This window comes from Micromonospora sp. NPDC049662, from assembly GCF_040675055.1.
Classification (GTDB): domain Bacteria; phylum Actinomycetota; class Actinomycetes; order Mycobacteriales; family Micromonosporaceae; genus Micromonospora.
In genome coordinates, this window is record NZ_JBFAOC010000032.1 from 33,247 (window position 1) to 51,921 (window position 18,675).

Annotated in this window: 19 protein-coding genes; 14 read left to right on the plus strand and 5 right to left on the minus strand. The window is 73.2% G+C overall.

Annotated features, from left to right (window positions below):
* Position 1: 1 nt before the first annotated feature.
* Genes pucL through alc form a run of 6 tightly spaced genes read left to right on the plus strand, consistent with a single transcriptional unit; the run spans position 2 to position 7,313 of the window.
* On the plus strand, positions 2-868 hold the full coding sequence (gene pucL / locus AB0J36_RS22475; RefSeq protein ID WP_363661072.1) for a factor-independent urate hydroxylase: 867 nt from the start codon (positions 2-4) through the stop codon (positions 866-868).
* Positions 865-2,244: an 8-oxoguanine deaminase gene (locus AB0J36_RS22480; RefSeq protein ID WP_363661073.1), complete on the plus strand. Its 1,380-nt coding sequence runs from the start codon at positions 865-867 to the stop codon at positions 2,242-2,244. The genes pucL and AB0J36_RS22480 overlap by 4 nt, the downstream gene beginning before the upstream one ends.
* 41 nt (positions 2,245-2,285) lie before the next feature.
* Positions 2,286-3,839 carry a malate synthase A gene (gene aceB, locus AB0J36_RS22485; RefSeq protein WP_363661074.1) on the plus strand — a complete coding sequence of 518 codons (1,554 nt, stop codon included), beginning with the start codon at positions 2,286-2,288 and terminating at the stop codon, positions 3,837-3,839.
* Positions 3,839-5,011 carry a hypothetical protein gene (locus AB0J36_RS22490; RefSeq protein ID WP_357125340.1) on the plus strand — a complete coding sequence of 391 codons (1,173 nt, stop codon included), beginning with the start codon at positions 3,839-3,841 and terminating at the stop codon, positions 5,009-5,011. The genes aceB and AB0J36_RS22490 overlap by 1 nt, the downstream gene beginning before the upstream one ends.
* Positions 5,008-6,324, plus strand: a complete 1,317-nt coding sequence (gene allB / locus AB0J36_RS22495) for an allantoinase AllB (RefSeq protein ID WP_363661075.1) — start codon at positions 5,008-5,010, stop codon at positions 6,322-6,324. Before AB0J36_RS22490 ends, allB begins: the two co-directional genes overlap by 4 nt.
* Positions 6,321-7,313, plus strand: coding sequence for an allantoicase (gene alc, locus AB0J36_RS22500; RefSeq protein WP_363661076.1), 993 nt, complete (start codon positions 6,321-6,323; stop codon positions 7,311-7,313). Before allB ends, alc begins: the two co-directional genes overlap by 4 nt.
* A 60-nt stretch (positions 7,314-7,373) precedes the next feature.
* On the opposite strand, the gene AB0J36_RS22505 is transcribed toward alc, so the two are convergent.
* Both AB0J36_RS22505 and AB0J36_RS22510 read right to left on the minus strand, forming a co-directional pair.
* Positions 7,374-7,976: an STAS domain-containing protein gene (locus tag AB0J36_RS22505; RefSeq protein ID WP_363661077.1), complete on the minus strand. Its 603-nt coding sequence runs from the start codon at positions 7,974-7,976 to the stop codon at positions 7,374-7,376.
* A complete protein-coding gene (locus tag AB0J36_RS22510; RefSeq protein ID WP_357125352.1) occupies positions 7,973-8,386 on the minus strand; it encodes an STAS domain-containing protein in 414 nt (137 codons plus the stop codon). Before AB0J36_RS22510 ends, AB0J36_RS22505 begins: the two co-directional genes overlap by 4 nt.
* 149 nt (positions 8,387-8,535) lie before the next feature.
* On the opposite strand from AB0J36_RS22510, the gene AB0J36_RS22515 reads away from it, so the two are divergent.
* From AB0J36_RS22515 to AB0J36_RS22535, 5 genes are all read left to right on the plus strand, one after another.
* On the plus strand, positions 8,536-9,225 hold the full coding sequence (locus tag AB0J36_RS22515) for a response regulator transcription factor (protein WP_355048002.1): 690 nt from the start codon (positions 8,536-8,538) through the stop codon (positions 9,223-9,225).
* Positions 9,222-10,577 (plus strand): HAMP domain-containing sensor histidine kinase, encoded by a 1,356-nt coding sequence (locus tag AB0J36_RS22520; protein WP_357125356.1) that lies wholly within the window; start codon positions 9,222-9,224, stop codon positions 10,575-10,577. The genes AB0J36_RS22515 and AB0J36_RS22520 overlap by 4 nt, the downstream gene beginning before the upstream one ends.
* On the plus strand, positions 10,574-11,143 hold the full coding sequence (locus AB0J36_RS22525; protein ID WP_357125359.1) for a GerMN domain-containing protein: 570 nt from the start codon (positions 10,574-10,576) through the stop codon (positions 11,141-11,143). Before AB0J36_RS22520 ends, AB0J36_RS22525 begins: the two co-directional genes overlap by 4 nt.
* 103 nt (positions 11,144-11,246) lie before the next feature.
* Positions 11,247-11,630 (plus strand): hypothetical protein, encoded by a 384-nt coding sequence (locus tag AB0J36_RS22530; RefSeq protein WP_355048247.1) that lies wholly within the window; start codon positions 11,247-11,249, stop codon positions 11,628-11,630.
* Positions 11,631-11,665: 35 nt separating this feature from the next.
* Positions 11,666-11,812: a hypothetical protein gene (locus AB0J36_RS22535; RefSeq protein WP_355048005.1), complete on the plus strand. Its 147-nt coding sequence runs from the start codon at positions 11,666-11,668 to the stop codon at positions 11,810-11,812.
* A 57-nt stretch (positions 11,813-11,869) separates the two neighbouring features.
* Here AB0J36_RS22535 and AB0J36_RS22540 read toward each other — a convergent pair whose 3' ends face one another.
* Positions 11,870-13,369, minus strand: a complete 1,500-nt coding sequence (locus AB0J36_RS22540) for an FAD-dependent monooxygenase (RefSeq protein WP_363661078.1) — start codon at positions 13,367-13,369, stop codon at positions 11,870-11,872.
* A 122-nt stretch (positions 13,370-13,491) separates the two neighbouring features.
* The gene (locus tag AB0J36_RS22545) at positions 13,492-14,112 is read right to left on the minus strand and encodes a TetR family transcriptional regulator (protein ID WP_357169106.1); all 621 of its coding nucleotides are present in this window, start codon (positions 14,110-14,112) and stop codon (positions 13,492-13,494) included.
* 66 nt (positions 14,113-14,178) lie between these two features.
* Between AB0J36_RS22545 and AB0J36_RS22550 the strand changes: the two genes are divergently transcribed.
* From AB0J36_RS22550 to AB0J36_RS22560, 3 genes are read left to right on the plus strand one after another with little or no spacing between them, the layout of a single operon-like run.
* Positions 14,179-14,316: a hypothetical protein gene (locus AB0J36_RS22550; RefSeq protein ID WP_357125370.1), complete on the plus strand. Its 138-nt coding sequence runs from the start codon at positions 14,179-14,181 to the stop codon at positions 14,314-14,316.
* A 60-nt stretch (positions 14,317-14,376) separates the two neighbouring features.
* A complete protein-coding gene (locus AB0J36_RS22555) occupies positions 14,377-15,252 on the plus strand; it encodes an endonuclease/exonuclease/phosphatase family protein (protein WP_357125373.1) in 876 nt (291 codons plus the stop codon).
* A gap of 55 nt (positions 15,253-15,307) precedes the next feature.
* Positions 15,308-16,261 (plus strand): cyclase family protein, encoded by a 954-nt coding sequence (locus AB0J36_RS22560; RefSeq protein WP_357169112.1) that lies wholly within the window; start codon positions 15,308-15,310, stop codon positions 16,259-16,261.
* Positions 16,262-16,286: 25 nt separating this feature from the next.
* Here AB0J36_RS22560 and AB0J36_RS22565 read toward each other — a convergent pair whose 3' ends face one another.
* Positions 16,287-18,524: a tetratricopeptide repeat protein gene (locus tag AB0J36_RS22565; protein ID WP_363661079.1), complete on the minus strand. Its 2,238-nt coding sequence runs from the start codon at positions 18,522-18,524 to the stop codon at positions 16,287-16,289.
* Positions 18,525-18,675: the final 151 nt, after the last annotated feature.

Genomic DNA, 18,675 nt, shown 5'->3' on the forward strand with positions numbered 1-18,675 from the left:
GTTGGACGTTGTTCTCGGCCCCCACCAGTACGGCAAGGCCGAAGTGCGGCTGGTCCACGTCGTCCGCCACGGCGAACGGCACGACCTGACCGACCTGACCGTCGGCGTCGCGCTCGCCGGCGACCTGGCCGACACCCACCTGACCGGCGACAACAGCAAGGTCCTGCCGACCGACAGCCAGAAGAACACGGTGTACGCCTTCGCCCGCCAACACGGCGTCGGCGCGATCGAGGACTTCGGGCTGCGCCTGGCCCGGCACTTCGTCGAGTCGCAGCCCGCCGTCACCCGGGCGACCGTCGACATCCACGAGCACGCCTGGGGACGCCAGGGCCCGCACTCGTTCGCCCGCTCGGGGGCCGAGACGCGGACGGCGACGGTCACCGTCGACGGGTCGGACGCCGTCGTCGTCTCCGGGCTGACCGGGATGGTGCTGATGAACACCACCGACTCGGAGTTCTTCGGCTTCGTGCGGGACGCGTACACGACGTTGCCCGAGGCGCACGACCGGATCCTGGCCACGGCGGTGGACGCCCGCTGGCGACACGCGACGAGCGGGAGCGACGACTGGGCGGTCTCGTTCGGCGAGGCACGGCGGCACCTCGTCGAGGCGTTCGTCGACACGCACAGCCTCTCCCTGCAACAGACCCTCCACGCGATGGGTCAGCGGGTCCTCGAAAATCGGCCGGAGATCACCGAGGTACGGATGTCGCTGCCCAACAAGCACCACTTCCTCGTCGACCTCGCACCCTTCGGGCTCGACAATCCCAACGAGGTCTTCCACGCCCCCGACCGCCCGTACGGGCTGATCGAGGGCGCCGTGCGTCGCGACGACGCGCCACGGTGGGTCGAGTCGTGGTGGGACGTGTGACCCCGCCCCGGCCGGAGCGCATCGTCATCGAGGGCTGCGCGGTCGCGACCGTCGACGGCACGGGCCGCGAGTACGAGCGCGGTCACCTGGTCGTCGAGGGTGGACGGATCGTCGCCGTCGGGCCCGGTCCGGCGGCCGCCACGGACCAGGCGGGGCCCGTCCGGCGCGTCGACGGCACCGGCTGCCTCGCCACGCCGGGGCTGGTCAACACCCACCACCACCTCTACCAGTGGGTCACCCGGGGCCTCGCGCAGCAGGCCGACCTGTTCGGCTGGCTCACCGACCTGTATCCGGTGTGGGCGCGCATCGGCGAGGAGGACGTCTCGGCGGCCGTCGGCGCGGGGCTGGGCTGGCTCGCGCTGTCCGGCTGCACCACGACCACCGACCACCACTACGTGTTCCCGGCAGGGGCCGGCGACCTGTTCGCCGCCGAGGTGGCCGAGGCGGGCCGGGTGGGGCTGCGCTTTCACCCCGTCCGCGGCTCCATGGACCTCGGCGCGTCCGCCGGTGGTCTGCCGCCGGACCACCTCGTGGAGGACACCGACGCCGCGCTGGCCGCGACGGCCGAGGCGATCGACCGCTTCTCCGACCCCGCACCGGACGCGATGGTCCGGGTCGCGGTCGGTCCCTGCTCCCCGTTCTCCGCGAGTGAACGGTTGATGCGGGACGCCGCCGCGTTGGCGCGGGACCGGGGCGTCCGGCTGCACACCCACCTGGCCGAGACCGTGGACGAGGAGGACTACTGCCGGGCCACGCACGGCTGCGCGCCCGCCGAGTACGCCGAGCGGCTCGGCTGGCTCGGCGACGACGTCTGGCTTGCGCACGGCGTGCACCTGGACGCCGACGCCATCGGGCGGATCGCGGCGACCGGCACGTCGTTGGCGCACTGTCCCAGCTCGAACGCCCGGCTCGGCGCGGGTATCGCCCCCGTGCGGGACCTGCTCGACGCCGGCGCGTCCGTCGGCCTCGGCGTCGACGGCGCCGCCTCCCAGGAGGCCGGACAGCTGGTCGCGGAGGTACGCCAGGCCCTGCTGGTGGCCCGTCTGCGGGGTGGGCCGACCGCCCTGACCGCGCGCGAGGCGCTCACCCTCGCCACCCGTGGCGGCGCCCGCTGCCTCGGCCGCGCGGACGAGATCGGCTCACTGGAGGTGGGCAAGCTGGCCGACGTCGCGCTCTGGCGTCTCGACGGGCTCGGCCACGCCGACATCGCCGATCCGGTCGCCGCCCTCGTCCTCGGCGCGCCGGCGCCGGTGGAGCTGCTGCTCGTCGGCGGTCGACCGGTCGTTGAGGGCGGCCGTCTGAGCACCGTCGACGAACGGGACCTGCTCCTGCGGGCCCGACGGGCAGCGGGTCGGCTGCGCGACGCGATCCGGTGACGGCCCACCCGACAGCGAGGACAGGAGTGCACGTGCCGACGATGACCGAACGGGAAATCCTCAGCCCCGAGGCGCTGGGGTTCGTCAGCGAGCTGCACCGGCGCTTCGACGCCCGCCGGGCGGAACTGCTCGCCCGTCGCGCCCGGCGACGCGCGGAGATCGCCCGGACCGGCCGACTCGACTTCCTGACCGAGACGAAGGACATCCGCGAATCCGAGTGGCGGGTACCCCCGCCACCACCCGGTCTCGTCGACCGGCGCGTGGAGATCACCGGACCCACCGACCGCAAGATGGCCATCAACGCGCTGAACTCCGGCGCGCAGGTCTGGCTCGCCGACCTGGAGGACGCCAACACGCCGCACTGGGCGAACGTCATGGCCGGGCAGATCAACCTGTACGACGCCGTACGCGCCACGATCACCCACGACGCGCCGGACGGGCGGCACTACGCCCTGCGCGGGGACGGGCCGCTCGCCACCATCGTCGTACGACCACGGGGCTGGCATCTCGACGAGCGTCACGTGCTGGTCGACGGCGTGCCGGCCGCCGGCGCGCTCGTCGACTTCGGCCTGCACGCCTTCCACAACGCGCGGGAGTCGATCGCGCGGGGCGTCGGCCCGTACTACTACCTGCCAAAGCTGGAGAGCCACCGGGAGGCGCGGCTCTGGCACGACGTGTTCGCGTACGCCGAGGACACGCTCGGCATCGGACGCGGCGCGATCCGCGCGACCGTGCTCATCGAGACCATCACGGCGGCGTTCGAGATGGACGAGATCCTGCACGCGCTGGGGCCGCACGCCGCCGGGCTCAACGCGGGGCGCTGGGACTACCTGTTCTCCATCATCAAGAACTTCCGCGAGCGGACCGTGCTGCCCGACCGTGCCGCGATCACGATGACCGCGCCGTTCCTGCGCGCGTACACCGATCTGCTCGTCGCGACCTGTCACCGCCGTGGCGCGGTCGCCATCGGCGGCATGTCGGCCTTCGTGCCCGGCGGTGACGCGCAGCGGAACGCGGCGGCCTTCGCGCAGGTCCGCGCGGACAAGGAGCGCGAGGCGAACGACGGCTTCGACGGCTCCTGGGTGGCCCACCCGGCGCTGGTGCCGGTCTGCCGCGAGGTCTTCGACGGCGTCCTCGGGCAGCGCGACAACCAACTGGACCGCATCCGCGACGACGTGCGCGTGCCCGCCGACCGGCTGCTCGACTTCACGGTCGCAGGCGGCGAGGTCACCTCGGCCGGGTTGCGGACCAACGTCTCGGTCGCGCTGCGTTACCTGGAGGCCTGGCTCCGGGGCGTCGGGGCCGTCGCCATCAACAACCTCATGGAGGACGCGGCCACCGCCGAGATCTCCCGCGCCCAGGTCTGGCAGTGGGCGCACCAGGCTGTCCGGCTGGCCGACACCGGCGAGACGGTCTCCGCGGACCTCGTCCGACGCGTCGTGGGGGAGGAGCTGGCCGGGATTCGGCACGCCGTGGGGGAGACCGCCTACGCGGCCGGGCGGTGGCCGGACGCACGGGCCCTCGTCGAGCGGGGCGCGCTGGACGACGAGTTCGTCGACTTCCTCACGGTGCCCGCGTACGAGGTCGTCGACTGATGGGCCGGCGACTGCACGAGCGGACCGGCCTCGAACTGGACCGCCGGCTCGCGCCGGTCGACGAGGCGCTGCGGCGGCGCTACCCGGGTGCGGCCCCCGGCCGGCAGCCGGTGCACACCGTGTACGTCCCGGCGGACCGGTACACCCCGGACCTGTGCCGGCGCTGGGGCGAGCAGGCCCTCGACACGCTGAACGGGTGCCCACCCCTGCCGTTCCCGGTGGAGCTGCGCGACCGCGTGCTGGCGAAGCTGTCCACCGAGCCCATCGAGGATCTCCGTCTCGACTTCGAGGACGGCTACGGCGTACGCGACGACGACGAGGAGGACGAGAGCGCCCGCGTCGCCGCGACGGCGCTGCGGAACGGCCCGCGCCCCGCGTTCGTCGGGCTGCGCTGCAAGAGCCTCGACGCCGACAGCCGGGACCGGGCGATCCGTACCCTCGACGTGTTCCTCGACGCGCTCGGCCCACCCCCACCCGGTTTCGTCGTCACCCTGCCGAAGGTCCGGGCCGTCGAGCAGGTCGCGGCGATGTCCCTGCTGTGCGCGGCGTTGGAGGCCGCGTACGCGCTGCCGGCCGCGAGCCTGCGCTTCGAGCTGCAGATCGAGACCCCGGAGGCGGTGCTGGGCGCGGACGGCACCGCCACCGTCGCCCGCATGATCACCGCCGCCCAGGGCCGCTGCGTCGGGCTGCACTACGGCACGTACGACTACAGCGCCGCCTGCGGCGTCGCGGCCGCCCACCAGTCGCTCGACCATCCCGTCGCCGACCACGCCAAGGCCGTCATGCAGGCGGCGGCGGCCGGCACCGGCGTACGCCTCAGCGACGGCTCGTCGAACGTGCTCCCGGTCGGCGACGCGACGGCCGTACACCGGGCCTGGCGGCTGCACACGAGCCTGGTCCGGCGGTCCCTCGCGCGCGGCTTCTACCAGGGTTGGGACCTGCATCCCGCGCAGTTGCCCACCCGGTACGCCGCCACCTACGCCTTCTTCCGCGAGAGCCGTGCGGCCACCGTGGAACGCCTCACCGCGTACCTGGACCGCCGCGCCGGGGGCGTGCTGGACGAACCGGCGACCGCACACGCGCTCGCCGGGTTCCTGCGCCGTGGCCTCGACTGCGGCGCGCTCGACCCGGACGAGGTCGGCGTCGACCGAGCCACCCTGGAGGCGCTGTGAGCTACGACCTCGTCCTGCGCTCGACGCGGGTCGTCACCCCGCGGGGCGAACGGCCGGCGACGGTCTGCGTCACCGACGGACGCATCATGGCGGTGACCGACCACGACGCCACGCCCGACGGGCCGGTCACCGACCTCGGCGACCTGGCCCTGCTGCCCGGCCTCGTCGACACCCATGTGCACGTGAACGAACCCGGGCGTACCGAATGGGAGGGCTTCGCCTCGGCCACCCGCGCCGCGATAGCCGGCGGCGTGACGACGATCGTCGACATGCCGCTCAACTCCCTCCCGCCGACCGTGTCGGTGCCGGCCCTCGACGTGAAGCGCCGCGCCGCCGACGGCGCGGTGCACACGGACGTCGGTTTCTGGGGCGGAGCTGTGCCCGGCAACGCCGGAGACCTCGCGGCGCTGCACCGCGCCGGTGTCCTCGGCTTCAAATGTTTCCTCGTCGACTCCGGTGTGCCGGAGTTCCCGCCGCTGGACCCACCGGCGCTCGACACCGCGCTCCGCGCGGTCGACGCCCTGTTCATCGTGCACGCCGAGAACCCCGACGACATCAGCGCCGCACCACCGTCGCGCCGCTACGCCGACTTCGTGGCGTCCCGGCCACCGAACGCCGAGACAACGGCCATCGCCCGGGTGCTGGACGCCGCCCGACGCGCCGCCGCACGCGTCCACATCCTGCACCTGTCGTCGGCCGACGCCCTGCCGCTGATCGCCGCCGCGCGGGACGCGGGCGTCAGCGTCACCGTCGAGACCTGCCCGCACTACCTCTGCCTGAGCGCCGAGGAGGTGCCCGACGGCGCCACCGAGTACAAGTGCTGTCCGCCGATCCGGGACCGCGCCAACCAGGACCGGCTCTGGGCGGGTCTAGTCGCCGGGGTCATCGACTGCGTCGTCTCCGACCACTCACCCAGCACACCGGCCCTGAAGAGACCGCCGAGCGGTGACTTCGCCGCCGCGTGGGGAGGCATCTCGTCGTTGCAGATCGGCCTGCCGGCCATCTGGAGCAGTGCCCGGCGGCGCGGGTACCGGCTGATCGACGTCGTCCGGTGGATGGCGCAGCGGCCCGCCGAGATCGCCGGACTGGGCACCAAGGGGCGCATCGCTCCCGGTTCCGACGCCGACCTCGTCGCCTTCGCACCGGACGAGCCGTTCGTGGTCGACCCGACCGCGCTGCGGCACCGCCATCCCGTCACCCCGTACGCCGGGCGGACGCTGCACGGCGTCGTACGCGACGTGTGGCTGCGTGGCCAGCCGGTCTCGCCGGACGGACCGCCACGGGGACGCCTCATCTCCGGGAGCAGCCGATGAGCACACTTCCCGACCTCGCCTCCCGGGCGCTGTCCGGTGGCGTCGTCCACGCCAACGACGAGTTCTTCGCCCCCGCCGACCACCTCGTCGACCCGAAGCCGCCGACGTTCGCCCCAGCCACCTTCGGGGCCAAGGGCCAGGTGTACGAGGGGTGGGAGACCCGCCGTCGGCGTACCCCCGGGCACGATCACGCCATCGTGCGGCTCGGCGTGCCCGGGATCGTGCACACCGTCGTCGTGGACACCAGCCACTTCACCGGCAACTACCCGCCGTACGCGGCCGTCGACGCCTGCCGCCTGGACGGGCATCCGGCACCCGAGGACCTCGCCGACGCGACCTGGACGCCCCTGGTGCCCCGGGTGGCGCTCGCCGGCGACACCCGCAACGTCTTCTCCGTCGAACCGGGACACCGGGTCACCCACGTACGCCTGTCGATCTTCCCGGACGGCGGTGTCGCCCGGTTGCGGGTGCACGGCGAGGCCACCCCCGACCCCCGGTTCCTCGCCGGTGGCCTGGTCGACCTGGCGGCCCTGGAACACGGGGGTCTCGTCGTGGGATGCAGCGACATGTTCTACGGCACGCCCCACAACCTGATCGCCCCCGGCCGGGCCCGCACGATGGGGGAGGGCTGGGAGACGGCCCGCCGCCGCGACGACGGCAACGACTGGGTCCTGCTGCGCCTCGCCGCACCCGGTGTCGTCCGGCTCGTCGAGTTGGATACCAGCCACTTCAAGGGCAACGCGCCCGGGGCGGCGGCGGTCCGCGGGTGCGCCACCGACCCGGACGACCCGGACGGCTGGTTCGACCTGCTGCCGGTGACCCGCCTGCAACCCGACACCCGGCACCGATTCCTGGTCACCGACGCGGACGCGGTGACCTGGGTACGCCTCGACGCGTACCCGGACGGTGGAATGGCCCGGCTCCGCGTCCTCGGTGAGATAACCCCGGCCGGCCTGGCCACCCTGCGAAACCGTTGGTCATCGGCGTGAACCTGGCGTCCGCGGATCTCGTGACGATGGGCGTCTGAGCTGCTGCCACGGCCGTCGGCGTTACGTCTCGGCCGTGGGCGCGGCCACGGACAGCGCCGGCCGGGCCATCCGGTCCAGGGCGTCCTCGCGACTGTCGAAGATCGGGAAGACGCCGTCCAGGCGCATCGTGTGCAGGACGGTCCGGATGAACCGCGACGGCGCGGCGAGGCAGAGCGTGAGGCCCCGCTCGCGGGCGTCGAGGTGGGCCCGGACCAGCAGGCCGAGGCCGGTGGAGTCGATGGCGTGTACACGACTCAGGTCGACCAGCACGGGTGCGCCCGCCTCGGCCGCCTGCCGCAGCGCGGCACGCAGCGCGTCCCCGGTGGCGATGTCGATGTCGCCGCTGGCGGTGACGATGGTGGCGTCGTCGAGGTGGTCGATGCCGAGAATCCCGCCGGGACCGTGGCCCTCGATCGAGGCCTGCCGGGGGTTCGCGGGCGGGAGCAGGCTGCAGTGGGGGCAGCGGTGTGGTCCGGTGGCGAACGGCGAGCCGCTCCAGCCGTGCTCGGACACGAGCGTCCAGACGACCTCGGCGTCGGGCAGCACGCAGGCGGTGGCGGTGAGACTGTCGCCGCAGATGTCACAGATGAGGGTCATCAGGTTGTCGTCCGGGACGACGGTCATGCCGCTGATCCTTTCTGTCCGCCGCGAGCGGCGAGCGCCGGCTCGACCGGCCGCGACTCGTCCCGCGTCGCCGGATCGCCGGGCGACGCCGACGGCGGTTCGGTGACGATCGGCAGGACCTGGTCCAGCCGGGCGTGGTGCAGGATGCGCTGGATACGCCGGTTGGGGTTGCGTACGACGAGGGTCCCGTCGGCGCGGGCCAGCCGTCGGTGGATGTCCAGCAGCAGGCCGATGGCGGCGGCGTCGAGGTAACGGCACTCCGACAGGTCGACGACGACCTGCCCGGGGCGCAGCGCCAGCAGCCGGTCGAACACGGCGCCGCTCTCGGCCAGGCAGCTCAGGTCCAGTTGGGTGATGCTGACCTCCACCAGCGGCAGCGCGTACGACGGAGGTTTGAGTGGTCCCGTCACTGTCGTACCCCTTTCTCGTGCTCTGGTCGCCTGCCACCGTGCCGGTCCGGCGTGGCGGGCGTCGCGCGGATCTATGACAGTTGGGTGACAAATCCGCAGGCCGGCGGACGCGATTGGCCGTGTCGTCGTGGCCTGGGGATGATGCGGTTATGACGGCCGTACTGGTGATCGAGGACGACGACCGGATCCGACTGGCGCTGCTGCTCGCCCTCCAGGACGAGGGGTACGACGCGGTGGGCGCGGCCACCGCCGAGGAGGGGCTGCGCGCGCAGCGCCGTGATCCGGCGGACTACGTGCTCGTCGACCTGATGCTTCCCGGCCTCGACGGCTTCGAGTGCATCCGGCAGCTCCGCCGCGACGACGACGTGCCAATCGTGGTGGTCAGCGCCCGGGACGACACCCATGACATCGTCGCCGCCCTGGAGGCCGGCGCGGACGACTACCTGGTCAAGCCGGTCGCGATCAAGGAACTGACCGCGCGGCTGCGGGCGCTGCGTCGCCGTGCCCGCGCCGTGGTCGGGGGGCCGGCGGCGGAGCCGGTGCCCGTGCTGGCGTTCGGCGAGTTGGAGATCAGTCCCGACGCGGGCGAGGTGCGTCGTGGCGGCCGGCCGGTGGCGGTGACCCGTACCGAGTTCCGGTTGCTGTGCGAGCTGGCCGAGCACGCGGGCCGGGTGCTGTCACGCCAACAGTTGCTGCAACGGGTCTGGGGCTACGACATCGGCGACGAGCGGCTTGTCGACGTGCACGTCGGCCGGTTGCGGCAGAAGATCGAGCCCGACCCGGCGACCCCTCGGCACCTGGTCACCCTGCGGGGTATGGGTTACAAGTTGCAGCGATGAGACGCCTCGGACTGCGTACCCGGGTCACCGCCGCGTTCGCCGTCGGCGCGCTCCTGCTCGCCGCCTCGATGGCCCTGGTCTCCTATGAGCTGACCCGCCGATCCCTGATCGGAGAGCGGGAACGCACCGCCCTGCGCGCCGCGTACTTCGACGCGACGGTCGTGCGCGCCGGGATCGACACCGACACCCCCAATGTCGTGGAGGTGCTGCGGTCGCTGGACACCGGCGGCGGACGTCGCCCGGTGCTGCACCTCAACGGCGAGTGGTACGCCCGCACGGCCGACCCCGGCCCCACCACCGCCATCCCCCAGGACCTGCGCCGCGTCGTGGCGTCCGGGCAGCCGGCGGTGCAACGGGTACGGGTGGACGGTCAGTCGGTTCTTGTGGTCGGCGTGCCCCTGTCCGCGACGGCGACGTACTTCGAGGTCAATTCCCTGCGCGAGTTGGAGCAGACGTTTCAGGTCCTGGCGCTCGCGTTGACCACCGTGGCCATCATGATCGCCGGGTCCGGCGCCGCGCTGGGGTGGCACGCCACCCGGCACGGGCTGCGCCCGTTGACGGCGGTCGCCGACGCGGCGGAGAAGATCGCGGCCGGTGACTTCACGGCCCGCCTGGACCCGGCCACCGACCCCGACCTGACCCGGTTGTCCTCCTCGTTCAACCAGATGGTCGACCGGCTCGCCCACCGCATCGAGCGCGACCGCCGCTTCGCCGCCGACGTCAGCCACGAGCTGCGGTCGCCGTTGCAGACCCTCGCCGCCGCGGCGAGCGTGCTGGCCCGTCGCCGGGAACACCAGGACGAGCGGACGGCGATCGCGGCGGGGTTGGTCGCCGACGAGATCGACCGCTTTCAGCGGCTCGTCAACGACCTGATCGACCTGGCCCGTAGCGACCAGCCCGCGCACCGCGCGCCGGTGGACCCGGTGGCGCTGGCCCGCGCCGCCTGCGAAGCCCTGGACCTGCCGGTGTCGATCGTGCGGCTCGCGCCCGGGGCGCCCGCGACGTGGCGGGTCGAGCGTCGGCGCGTCGCGCAGATCCTGGCGAACCTGCTGGACAACGCCGTGACCTACGGGGGCGGTCCGACGTCCGTCCTGCTCGACCGCGACGGCAGCGCCGCCGTGATCGAGGTCGAGGACGACGGCCCGGGCGTACCCGTCGAGGACCGGGAGGCCATCTTCGACCGCTTCGTGCGTGGACGTGCCGCCCACACGCGTGGCGCGGGCGACGGCACCGGGCTCGGTCTCGCCCTGGTCGCCCAGCACGCGAGCGCGCACGGTGGGACCGTCACCGTCACCGACCATCCCGGCGGCGGCGCCCGGTTCCGCGTGACCCTGCCGGAGAGCCTGGCATGAGTCGTCGGCGCCTGCTCGGTCTGGGTCTCGTCGCGCTGCTGGTCGGCTGCGGCATCCCCGCCGACGACGCGCCCCGCCCGGTGTCGCCGCCGCGCGGGCCGTTCCCGACCACCGCCGACACCGCATCCGCCGACACCGCGCCGGCCGGTCCGGCCACCGAGACCCTCTGCCTCGTACGCGACAACCGGATCGTCCCGGTGCTGCGGAGCGTCGACCGTCCACCCACCATCGAGGAGCACCTGCGGCACCTGTTCGCCGGCCCCACCACTGCCGAACGCGACACCGACCTCACCAGTGCCCTGCCGGGGGCGGTCAACGCGGCCGGTGTGACGCTGAGCGCCAGCCAGGCCCGGGTCATGGTCGACGAACCTGGTGACGACGCCGGTCGCAGCGACGAGGTGCTCGCCTTCGGGCAGATCGTCTGCACGCTCACCAGCCGTCCCGACGTCAGCACCGTGACGTTCGTGCGCGACGAACGGCCGCTGGGAGTGCCGCGCGCCGACGGGTTGCTGTCGGCACAGCCGCTCGGCCGTGCCGACTACGCCCCCCTCATCGCTCCACAGTGAGCGCTCCGGCTCAAGGTCGATCGCCGAATGTCGTTTCAACCGGTCAGGTCCATGGGTATCTGCCCGCCGGCTGATCGTCCGATCGACGGAGACCCTCGTGATCATGGCTTTGCTGCTCGACCTCGCCAACATCGTCGGCGGCTTCCTGCTCGCCATCGCCGTGCTGCGGTTGCTGCCGCGCGTCGGTGACGACCTGGGCCGCCTCGCCGGTCGGGTGGCGCCGATCGCGTGGGTGGTCGGGCTCGTGGCGCTGGTGACCGGCGGCTACTACCTGATCGTCCACCTGGTGTCCGGCCCCCGGGTGTTCCACTTCGAGGTGGTCGGGATCGGTGTCGGCCTGGCCCTGTTGTGGGGCCGTCTGACCGGTCGTCCGGCGTCGGGCGTGGAGCAGTCGGACGGCGCGACCGGAGTCCGCCTGTTGCTCGCGATCTTTGGCCTGATCGCGATTGTCGTCGGCATCCAGGGGCTGTTCACCCCGGACGGCTGATCGTTTTTCTTACCCCCCTTACTGAGGAGACCTCCATGTCCGCCCAGGCATTTCTCTACATCATCGCCGTCATCCTGATCGTGCTCGCGGCCCTGCCCCTGCCCACCCGGGGCATCTCGTTCGCGCTGCTCGGCGCCGCCTGCGCGCTGCTCGCCTACGCCTGGCCGGTGATCACCAACTGATCCCGCGCTGTGGACAGCCGGTGGCCGGGAGCGCGAGGCGTTCCCGGCCACCGATGGTCAGAGCGGCCGGCCGAAGTGGCGGGTGAGCGCGGCGCGCAACGTGCCGGCGTCCCCGGCCGACCAGGCGACGAAGCAGTCGGGGCGGACCAGCAGCCCGGTCGCGGTCGTGCCCTCCAGGTGGCCGGTGACCACGTCCACCCGGTCCCGCCAGGGTGCGGCGACCTCGGCCCAGGCGCCCGTGGAGTCCAGCAGCAGCGGCCGGGCGCCGCGGGTCAGCTCGGCGAGTCGTACGACGCCCCGGTCGCCGTGCACGACCACGTCGGGGGCGGACCGGCCGGCCATCGGGTCGGCGGGATCGGCGGGGTAGCGGATGTCCGCGCCGGACATCAGCGCCGCGATGTGCCCGGTCACCTCCGGTATCCGCAGTAGTTCGCCGAAGAGTTCCCGCAGCCCGGTGATCTCCTCGCCGGGACCGATCAGCGCCGACTGTGCCTCGGTGGACATGACGACCCGCTCGGCGACCGGACGACGTTCGGTCTCGTACGTGTCGAGCAGACCCTCCGGCGCCCAGCCGCGCACGGTGGCGGCGAGCTTCCACCCCAGGTTCACGGCGTCCTGCAGGCCGAGGTTGAGGCCGGGGCCACCGATGGCGGGGTGCACGTGCGCGGCGTCGCCGACCAGCAGCACCCGACCGGCGCGGTAGCGGGCGGCGATCCGGGTGTTGCGACCGGTCAGCCGGCGGAGCAGGCCGGGGCCGTCGGGTGGACCGAGAGGCACGTCGACGCCGAGCACCCGGGTGACGCTGGCGCGCAGCTCGGCCAGGCTCATCGGGGTCTCGTCGCTCGTCGGCGCGTCGGGCCACTCCGTGGTGCTGACCAGCGCCGGCCGGCCGGGGAACGGGGCCCAGGCGATCAGGCCGCGCGGCGTGCGGGTGTGCAGGAACGGCGGCACGACCCCGTAGCCGGGGGCGAGCAGGCCGCCGGTCTCGGGGTCGAGGAACGACGCGGGGACGGTCACCGTCGCGGTACGGGAGACCGACCGGTCGTTGGTGACGCCGGGGAAGTCGATGCCGGCGGTACGGCGTACCCGGCTGCGGCCGCCGTCCGCGCCGACGACGAAGCGGGCGGTGAGCCGCGTACCGTCGGCGAGGTCGACCTCGACCGCGTCGGGCCGTTGGCGCAGGTCGACGACCTCGTGGCCGCGGCGCAGGTCGACGCCGAGTTCGGCGGCGCGGGCGGCGAGGGCGGCTTCGAGCTGGGCCTGCGGCACGCCGAGCACGTAGTGCGGGTTGTCCGTGAGCACCGTGAGGTCCAGCGGGAACGCGCCGAAGGTGAAGGCGGGTTGCGGGGACGGCGGGTTGCTGTCGCCGCTGAGGCGCGCGTACAGGCCGCGCCGGTCGAGGAGGCGGACGACCTGGCCGACGAGGCCGTTGGCGCGGGGCTCGCCGCCGGGCGTCGGGTGGCGTTCGAGGACGACGGGGTGGACACCGGCGAGAGCCAGTTCGCAGGCGAGCATCAGGCCGTTGGGGCCGGCGCCGACGATGAGGACGTCGATCACGGTCGTGATCCCTTCGGGGCGTGCGTCGTCGCCACGGCGGGCGCGGCGTACGACCGGCCCGCCGCGGGGTGTGACGCGGCTGAGGATGGTGGGTGAGGGGTGCCCGGGTGCGGGCCGGCGCGTCAGCGGGGCGGCGCGGGGAGGCCGGCGGCGACCTGGGCGAAGGCGTCGGTGATGAGGTGTTCGATCGGAGTGGGCGGGTCGGCGCTGTCGAGGTAGTGCTGCATGGCGACGGCGACGGCCGCGCTGGCGGCGGCCGCGACGAGCCTCGGGTACATGTCGGTGGCGAGGTCGGTCCCGGTGCGTTCGGCGACCGCGTTGGCCAACTCGGCCTCGGCGGTTGCGACGGCGCGCAGGCGCTCGCCCTGGAGGGCGGGCTCGGCGAGCATGGTGCGGACGCCGGCCACCCACTGGGCGTGCGCGGGGGAGGGCATCGCCTCGACCTCGGGGCCGCGCGTGAACTGCGCCAGCGCGGCCTGGGTGAGCGCGGCCCACAGCGGCTCGTCGGCGGGGCGTTCGCGCAGCGCGGCGGCGGTGCGTAGGCTGCGGTCGAGGTGGCGGGAGGCGATGGCCTCGGCCTTGCTGGAGAAGTAGTTGTTGAAGGTACGCGGGGAGACGCCGGCCGCCTCGGCGATGTCCTCGACGCGGACGTTGTCGTAGCCGCGCTCGGCGGTGAGGTGGATCGCGGCCCAGCCGAGCGCCGCCCGCGTCTCGGCCTTCTTGCGCTCCCGCAGCCCCGTCATGCCACCACCCTAGCACTTCTTGCGTGCCACGCAAAGATGCGTGACACGCAAGAAAGCTGAGCTCCCGTGCTCACCTCTGACGGTGAACGCGTCATCGCCGCACAGGCGGTGGTGCTGGCCGACCCGCAGGGCTGGACCCCCACCGGCCCGCGACCCCAAGCTGTCGCCTCCGCGTACTTCCGCGTTCGGCATCAGGTCGACTGAGATCGATAGAGTGCGCCGACCGCCACCGACGGCGGTCCTCACGTGTGCGAAGGGGAGTCGATGCCGACGACAACACGCCGCCCAGCCCGCGCCCTTGGTGCTCTCGCGGCCGCCATCGCGCTGGTGGCGGCCCTGCTGCCGGCCACACCGGCGGCCGCCGCGACCACGGCCTTGCGGGCGGCGACGCTGAACATCTACAACGGGTTGAGCCAGGCCGACTTCGCGCACGACCTGAACCTGATCGCGTCCCGGGCGGACCTCGTCGGTCTCAACGAGGTCGGCAACCGCAAGGACTTCCTGGAGAACTGGGCCGCCGACAACGGATGGTGGTTGTACGCGCCGGGCGGCACCAACCAGGCCGGTGAGGCACTGATCGCCCGCCGGAGCATGTTCGACGTACGGGACAAGGGCTCGATCTTCGTATGTGACACCAACGGCCCGGGCGAGGTGCCGCCCGCGCGGTACAACAACTGGGTCACGTACCGCCACAAGGCCAGCGGTCGGACCGTGACACACATCAACGCCCACGCGGTGGCCGGCATCGAAGACGCCGGCCGGCCGGAGGACCTGCCGCGCACCCGGTGCGCCGAGGCGCAGTTCCAGGGACTCAAGGACCTGGCGGTCGACAAGCAGGGCGGAGGCCAGGTCATCGTGAGCGGTGACCTCAACGTCGACTTCAGCGCCGACCGCGCCTTCGGGTACGCGAAGTTCCCGTGGCGGGTCTTCGAGGCCAACGAACTGCCCAACCTGCGCTCCAACTACAACCTGTACGGCGAGAAGGGCACCGGTACGCACGGCAACCGGCACATCGACTACATCTACTTCTGGAAGCGGCTGCCCGAGTACCAGCTCATGTGGATGACCGGATACGACATCGTCGGCGGCACCGCGTCCGACCACAACGGCGTCGTCGCCACGTTCACCATCCAGACCTGACGCGCCGGGGGATACCCTGCCTGCGATGCAGGAAGGCCGGACAGGAGGTGCCGCGATGACGGCAGAGCGGGCGTTGCCGACGCAGGAGGACGTGCTCGGATACTTCGACAAGCTGTCGAACTGGGGCCGGTGGGGCGACGACGACGAGCGCGGCACGCTGAACCACATCACCGACGACGTCCGACTGGCGGCGGCGCGGGCCGTGCGCCGTGGCAGGAGTGTGTCCTGCGCGTGGGAGGTCACCGTGCCGGGGGAGATGGAACGGTCGACGACGACGTGCCCGTACGCCGTGGAGATGCCGGGCGCCGAGAACATGCCGGCCGCCTTCCACGCCGACCGGCGCTGGGGCTTCTCGAACGAGCGACTCGGCATCACGTACCACGGCAACACCATCACCCACCTCGATTCGCCGTGCCACATCTTCTGGGACGGCGCGATGTACAACGGGCGGTCCCACTCGCTGGTCGACGAGGCGGCGGGCTCGGCGTGGGCGGCCGTCACGGCGGCGGCGGACGGCATCATCACCCGCGGTGTCCTGCTGGACGTCGCCGGGGCCCGCGACGTCCCCTGGTGGGAACCGGGCCAGGGGGTGTTCCCCGACGACCTCGAAGAGGCCGAGCGCCGCCAGGGCGTACGGGTGGGTGTCGGCGACGCGGTGCTCCTGCGTACCGGCCACGGGCGCTTCCGGCGCGAGGGGCGCTCGGCCACCGGTTTCGCGCAGACCGGTTGGCACGCGTCCTGCCTGCCGTGGCTCCACGAGCGCGGCGTCGCGCTGATCGCCGCCGACTCCCCGCAGGACGTCCAGCCCTCGGGGTACGACGACGTGTTGATGCCCGTGCACGCCGTCGGTCTCGTCGCGATGGGTCTCTGGCTGCTCGACAACTGCGACCTGGAGGCGTGCGCGACGACCGCCGCCGAACTCGGCCAGTGGGACTTCCAGCTCGCCGTCGCACCGGTCCGCTTCGCCGGCACGTCCGGCAGCCCGGTCAACCCGATCGCCACGTTCTGACCGGTACGCGGGGCACCTGGGGCACTCAGCGCGGCTGCGCGAGTTTGGCGTCGAGCGCCCCGGTGTCGGCCTCGCCGAGCGAGGAGAGGATGTCCCGCGCCCGCTGCCACGCCAGGCGGGCTGACGGGGCGTCGCCGGCGGCCAGGTGAGCGTCGCCGAGACTCACCAACGCGTCCGCCTCCAACCGGCGGTGACCGATCTCGCGGCGCAGGCGGACGGCGTGCCCGTAGCAGGTGACCGCGTCGGTGAACGCGTCGAGCTGAAGGTGCGACTGCCCGAGGCTGCCCCAGGTGATCGCCTGCCCGAGCACGTTCTCCGCCGACGTGAACAGGGCCAGCGCCTGCTGGCAGCTCTCGATCGCGGCGTGGTGGTCGCCGAGCTGGCCCTGGGACCAGCCCACCGCGTTCAGCGCGAAGGCCTGGCCGGTGACGTGGCCGGCCTGCCGGTGCAGCCGCAGCGCCTCCCGGGCGTGGCCGAGGGCCAACTCGGGCTCGCCCGTCTGGTCGCGGATCCAGCCGAGGTTCAGTTCGGCGCGGGCCTGCCCGGCGAGGTCGTCCAGCCGCCGGTACCGGTCGTACGCCAGCTCCAGGTGGCGCTGCGCGTCCGCGTACCGGTGCAGCGCGATGCCGGCGAAGCCGAGCACCCCGTGGGCGTACGCCTCGGCCCGGTCGTCGGCCAGCCGGACGGCCGCCGACAACGCCGCCCGCAGGCTGCCGGTCCAGTCTTCCCAGTAGCCGCGCTGGTTGAGATAGGTGGTGATCGCCCAGGCCAGGTGGCACGTGTGACGGTCGAAACCGTGGTCGGCGGCCAGCCGCAGCGCCGAGAGCAGCACCGGGTGCTCGTCGGTGAACCACGCCAGCGCCGCGTCCCGGTCGGCCAGTGGCACCGGCGCGACCCCCGGCCCCGGCGGGTCGATCGGCAGTCGGTCCCGCTGCGAATAGAGCAGTTCGTCGGCGGCGTACGCGACGCCGAGGTAGTGGTCGAGCAGGCGGGTACGGGCCGCGTGACGGTCCGCCTCGCCGTCCTCGACCGCCGTCAGCTCGGCGGCGTACGCGCGCAGCAGGTCGTGGTACGTGAACCGGCCGGGCCGGTGCTCGTTGAGCAGGTGGGCCCGGGTCAGCTCGGTCAGGTGGCGGTGGGCCCGCGCGGGCGTGATCCCGGCGAGGCTGGCCGCCGCCGCGACGGCGAAGTCCGGGCCCGGATGCACGCTCAGCAGCCGGAACAGCCCGGCGGTGGCCGGGTCGAGCGTCCGGTACGACCAGGACATGACCAGCCGCAGGTCGGTGACGGGTTCACCGCCGTCGAAGGCGTCGAGGCGATCGGCCTCCGGGCGCAGGTGCGCGGCCAGGTCCGTCAACCGGAACCCACTGTGGATCGCCGCGCGGGCGGCCACGACCGACAGCGCCAGCGGCAGCCCGGCGGAAGCGCCGAGGATGGCGTCGACGGCCTCGGGCTCGGCGGCCACGCGTTCCGCGCCGAGGCGTCGGGTCAGCAGCGCGCGGGACTCGGCCCCGGACATGACGTCCAGGGTGACCGGATGGGCGCCGTTCACGCTGACCAGGCCCAGGAACTGGTGGCGGCTGGTGACGAGGACGAAGCAGCCCGGCGCTCCCGGCAGCAGCGGGCGTACCTGGTCGGCGTCGCCGGCATTGTCCAGTACGACGAGCACCCGTCGGCCGGCCAGCAGGCTCCGGTACCGGGCGACCTGCTCGTCCAGCCCGGTCGACGGGCGGGCCGCCGGTCCCGCGAGAGCGTTGACGAACCCGGCGAGCGCCGTGCTCGGACTGAGCGGGACGCCGCCCGGGTCGAAGCCGCGCAGGTTGACGTAGAGCTGGCCGTCGGGGAAGTGCGCGGCGACGCGGTGCGCCCAGTGCGCCGCGAGCGCGGTCTTGCCCACCCCGGCGGTGCCGGAGACGATCGCGAGCCCCATCGCGGTCGGCTGATCCACCGACCGGGCCAGGATCTCGTCGAGGCGGGCCAGCGCGCCCTCGCGGCCGACGAAGCCGAAACCGTCCGCCGGCAACTGCGCCGGAACGCCACTGGACGGGGGCGGGGTGGGCGCCCCGGCGAGGAAACGGTCCCGTCTCGACCCCTGTAGACCGAAGGCGTCGGCGAGCAACAGCATCGTCGCGGGACGCGGTCGGGCGATCCGCCCGGCCTCCAGGTCCCGCAGGTGACGGACCGACAGCCCGGTCTTCGCGGCCAGATCCTCCTGGGTCAACGCGCTGCTGCGCCGAAGCTCCTGCACGGCCTCCCCGAACACGGAATCACCGTATCGACGGCGCTGAACGTGGACAATCGGCCATCCGACGTACGATCCGGCGCGCACCGCGCCGTGCCGTGACACGGCCGCACGGGTACGGTTTCGATGCCCGACAAACGCCGGGGCGGCAGCGGTCGGCCCGGTGGCGACG

Bases quoted from the DNA above. Each gene is read 5' to 3' on its own strand.
- AB0J36_RS22535 (WP_355048005.1), top strand. From the start codon at position 11,666: ATGTCCGCCCAGGCATTTCTCTACATCATCGCCGTCATCCTGATCGTG.
- AB0J36_RS22545 (WP_357169106.1), bottom strand. From the start codon at position 14,112: ATGACGGGGCTGCGGGAGCGCAAGAAGGCCGAGACGCGGGCGGCGCTC.
- AB0J36_RS22490 (WP_357125340.1), top strand. From the start codon at position 3,839: ATGGGCCGGCGACTGCACGAGCGGACCGGCCTCGAACTGGACCGCCGG.
- AB0J36_RS22515 (WP_355048002.1), top strand. From the start codon at position 8,536: ATGACGGCCGTACTGGTGATCGAGGACGACGACCGGATCCGACTGGCG.
- AB0J36_RS22505 (WP_363661077.1), bottom strand. From the start codon at position 7,976: ATGACCGTCGTCCCGGACGACAACCTGATGACCCTCATCTGTGACATC.
- AB0J36_RS22525 (WP_357125359.1), top strand. From the start codon at position 10,574: ATGAGTCGTCGGCGCCTGCTCGGTCTGGGTCTCGTCGCGCTGCTGGTC.
- AB0J36_RS22560 (WP_357169112.1), top strand. From the start codon at position 15,308: ATGACGGCAGAGCGGGCGTTGCCGACGCAGGAGGACGTGCTCGGATAC.
- AB0J36_RS22530 (WP_355048247.1), top strand. From the start codon at position 11,247: ATGGCTTTGCTGCTCGACCTCGCCAACATCGTCGGCGGCTTCCTGCTC.
- alc (WP_363661076.1), top strand. From the start codon at position 6,321: ATGAGCACACTTCCCGACCTCGCCTCCCGGGCGCTGTCCGGTGGCGTC.
- AB0J36_RS22555 (WP_357125373.1), top strand. From the start codon at position 14,377: ATGCCGACGACAACACGCCGCCCAGCCCGCGCCCTTGGTGCTCTCGCG.
- AB0J36_RS22520 (WP_357125356.1), top strand. From the start codon at position 9,222: ATGAGACGCCTCGGACTGCGTACCCGGGTCACCGCCGCGTTCGCCGTC.
- aceB (WP_363661074.1), top strand. From the start codon at position 2,286: ATGACCGAACGGGAAATCCTCAGCCCCGAGGCGCTGGGGTTCGTCAGC.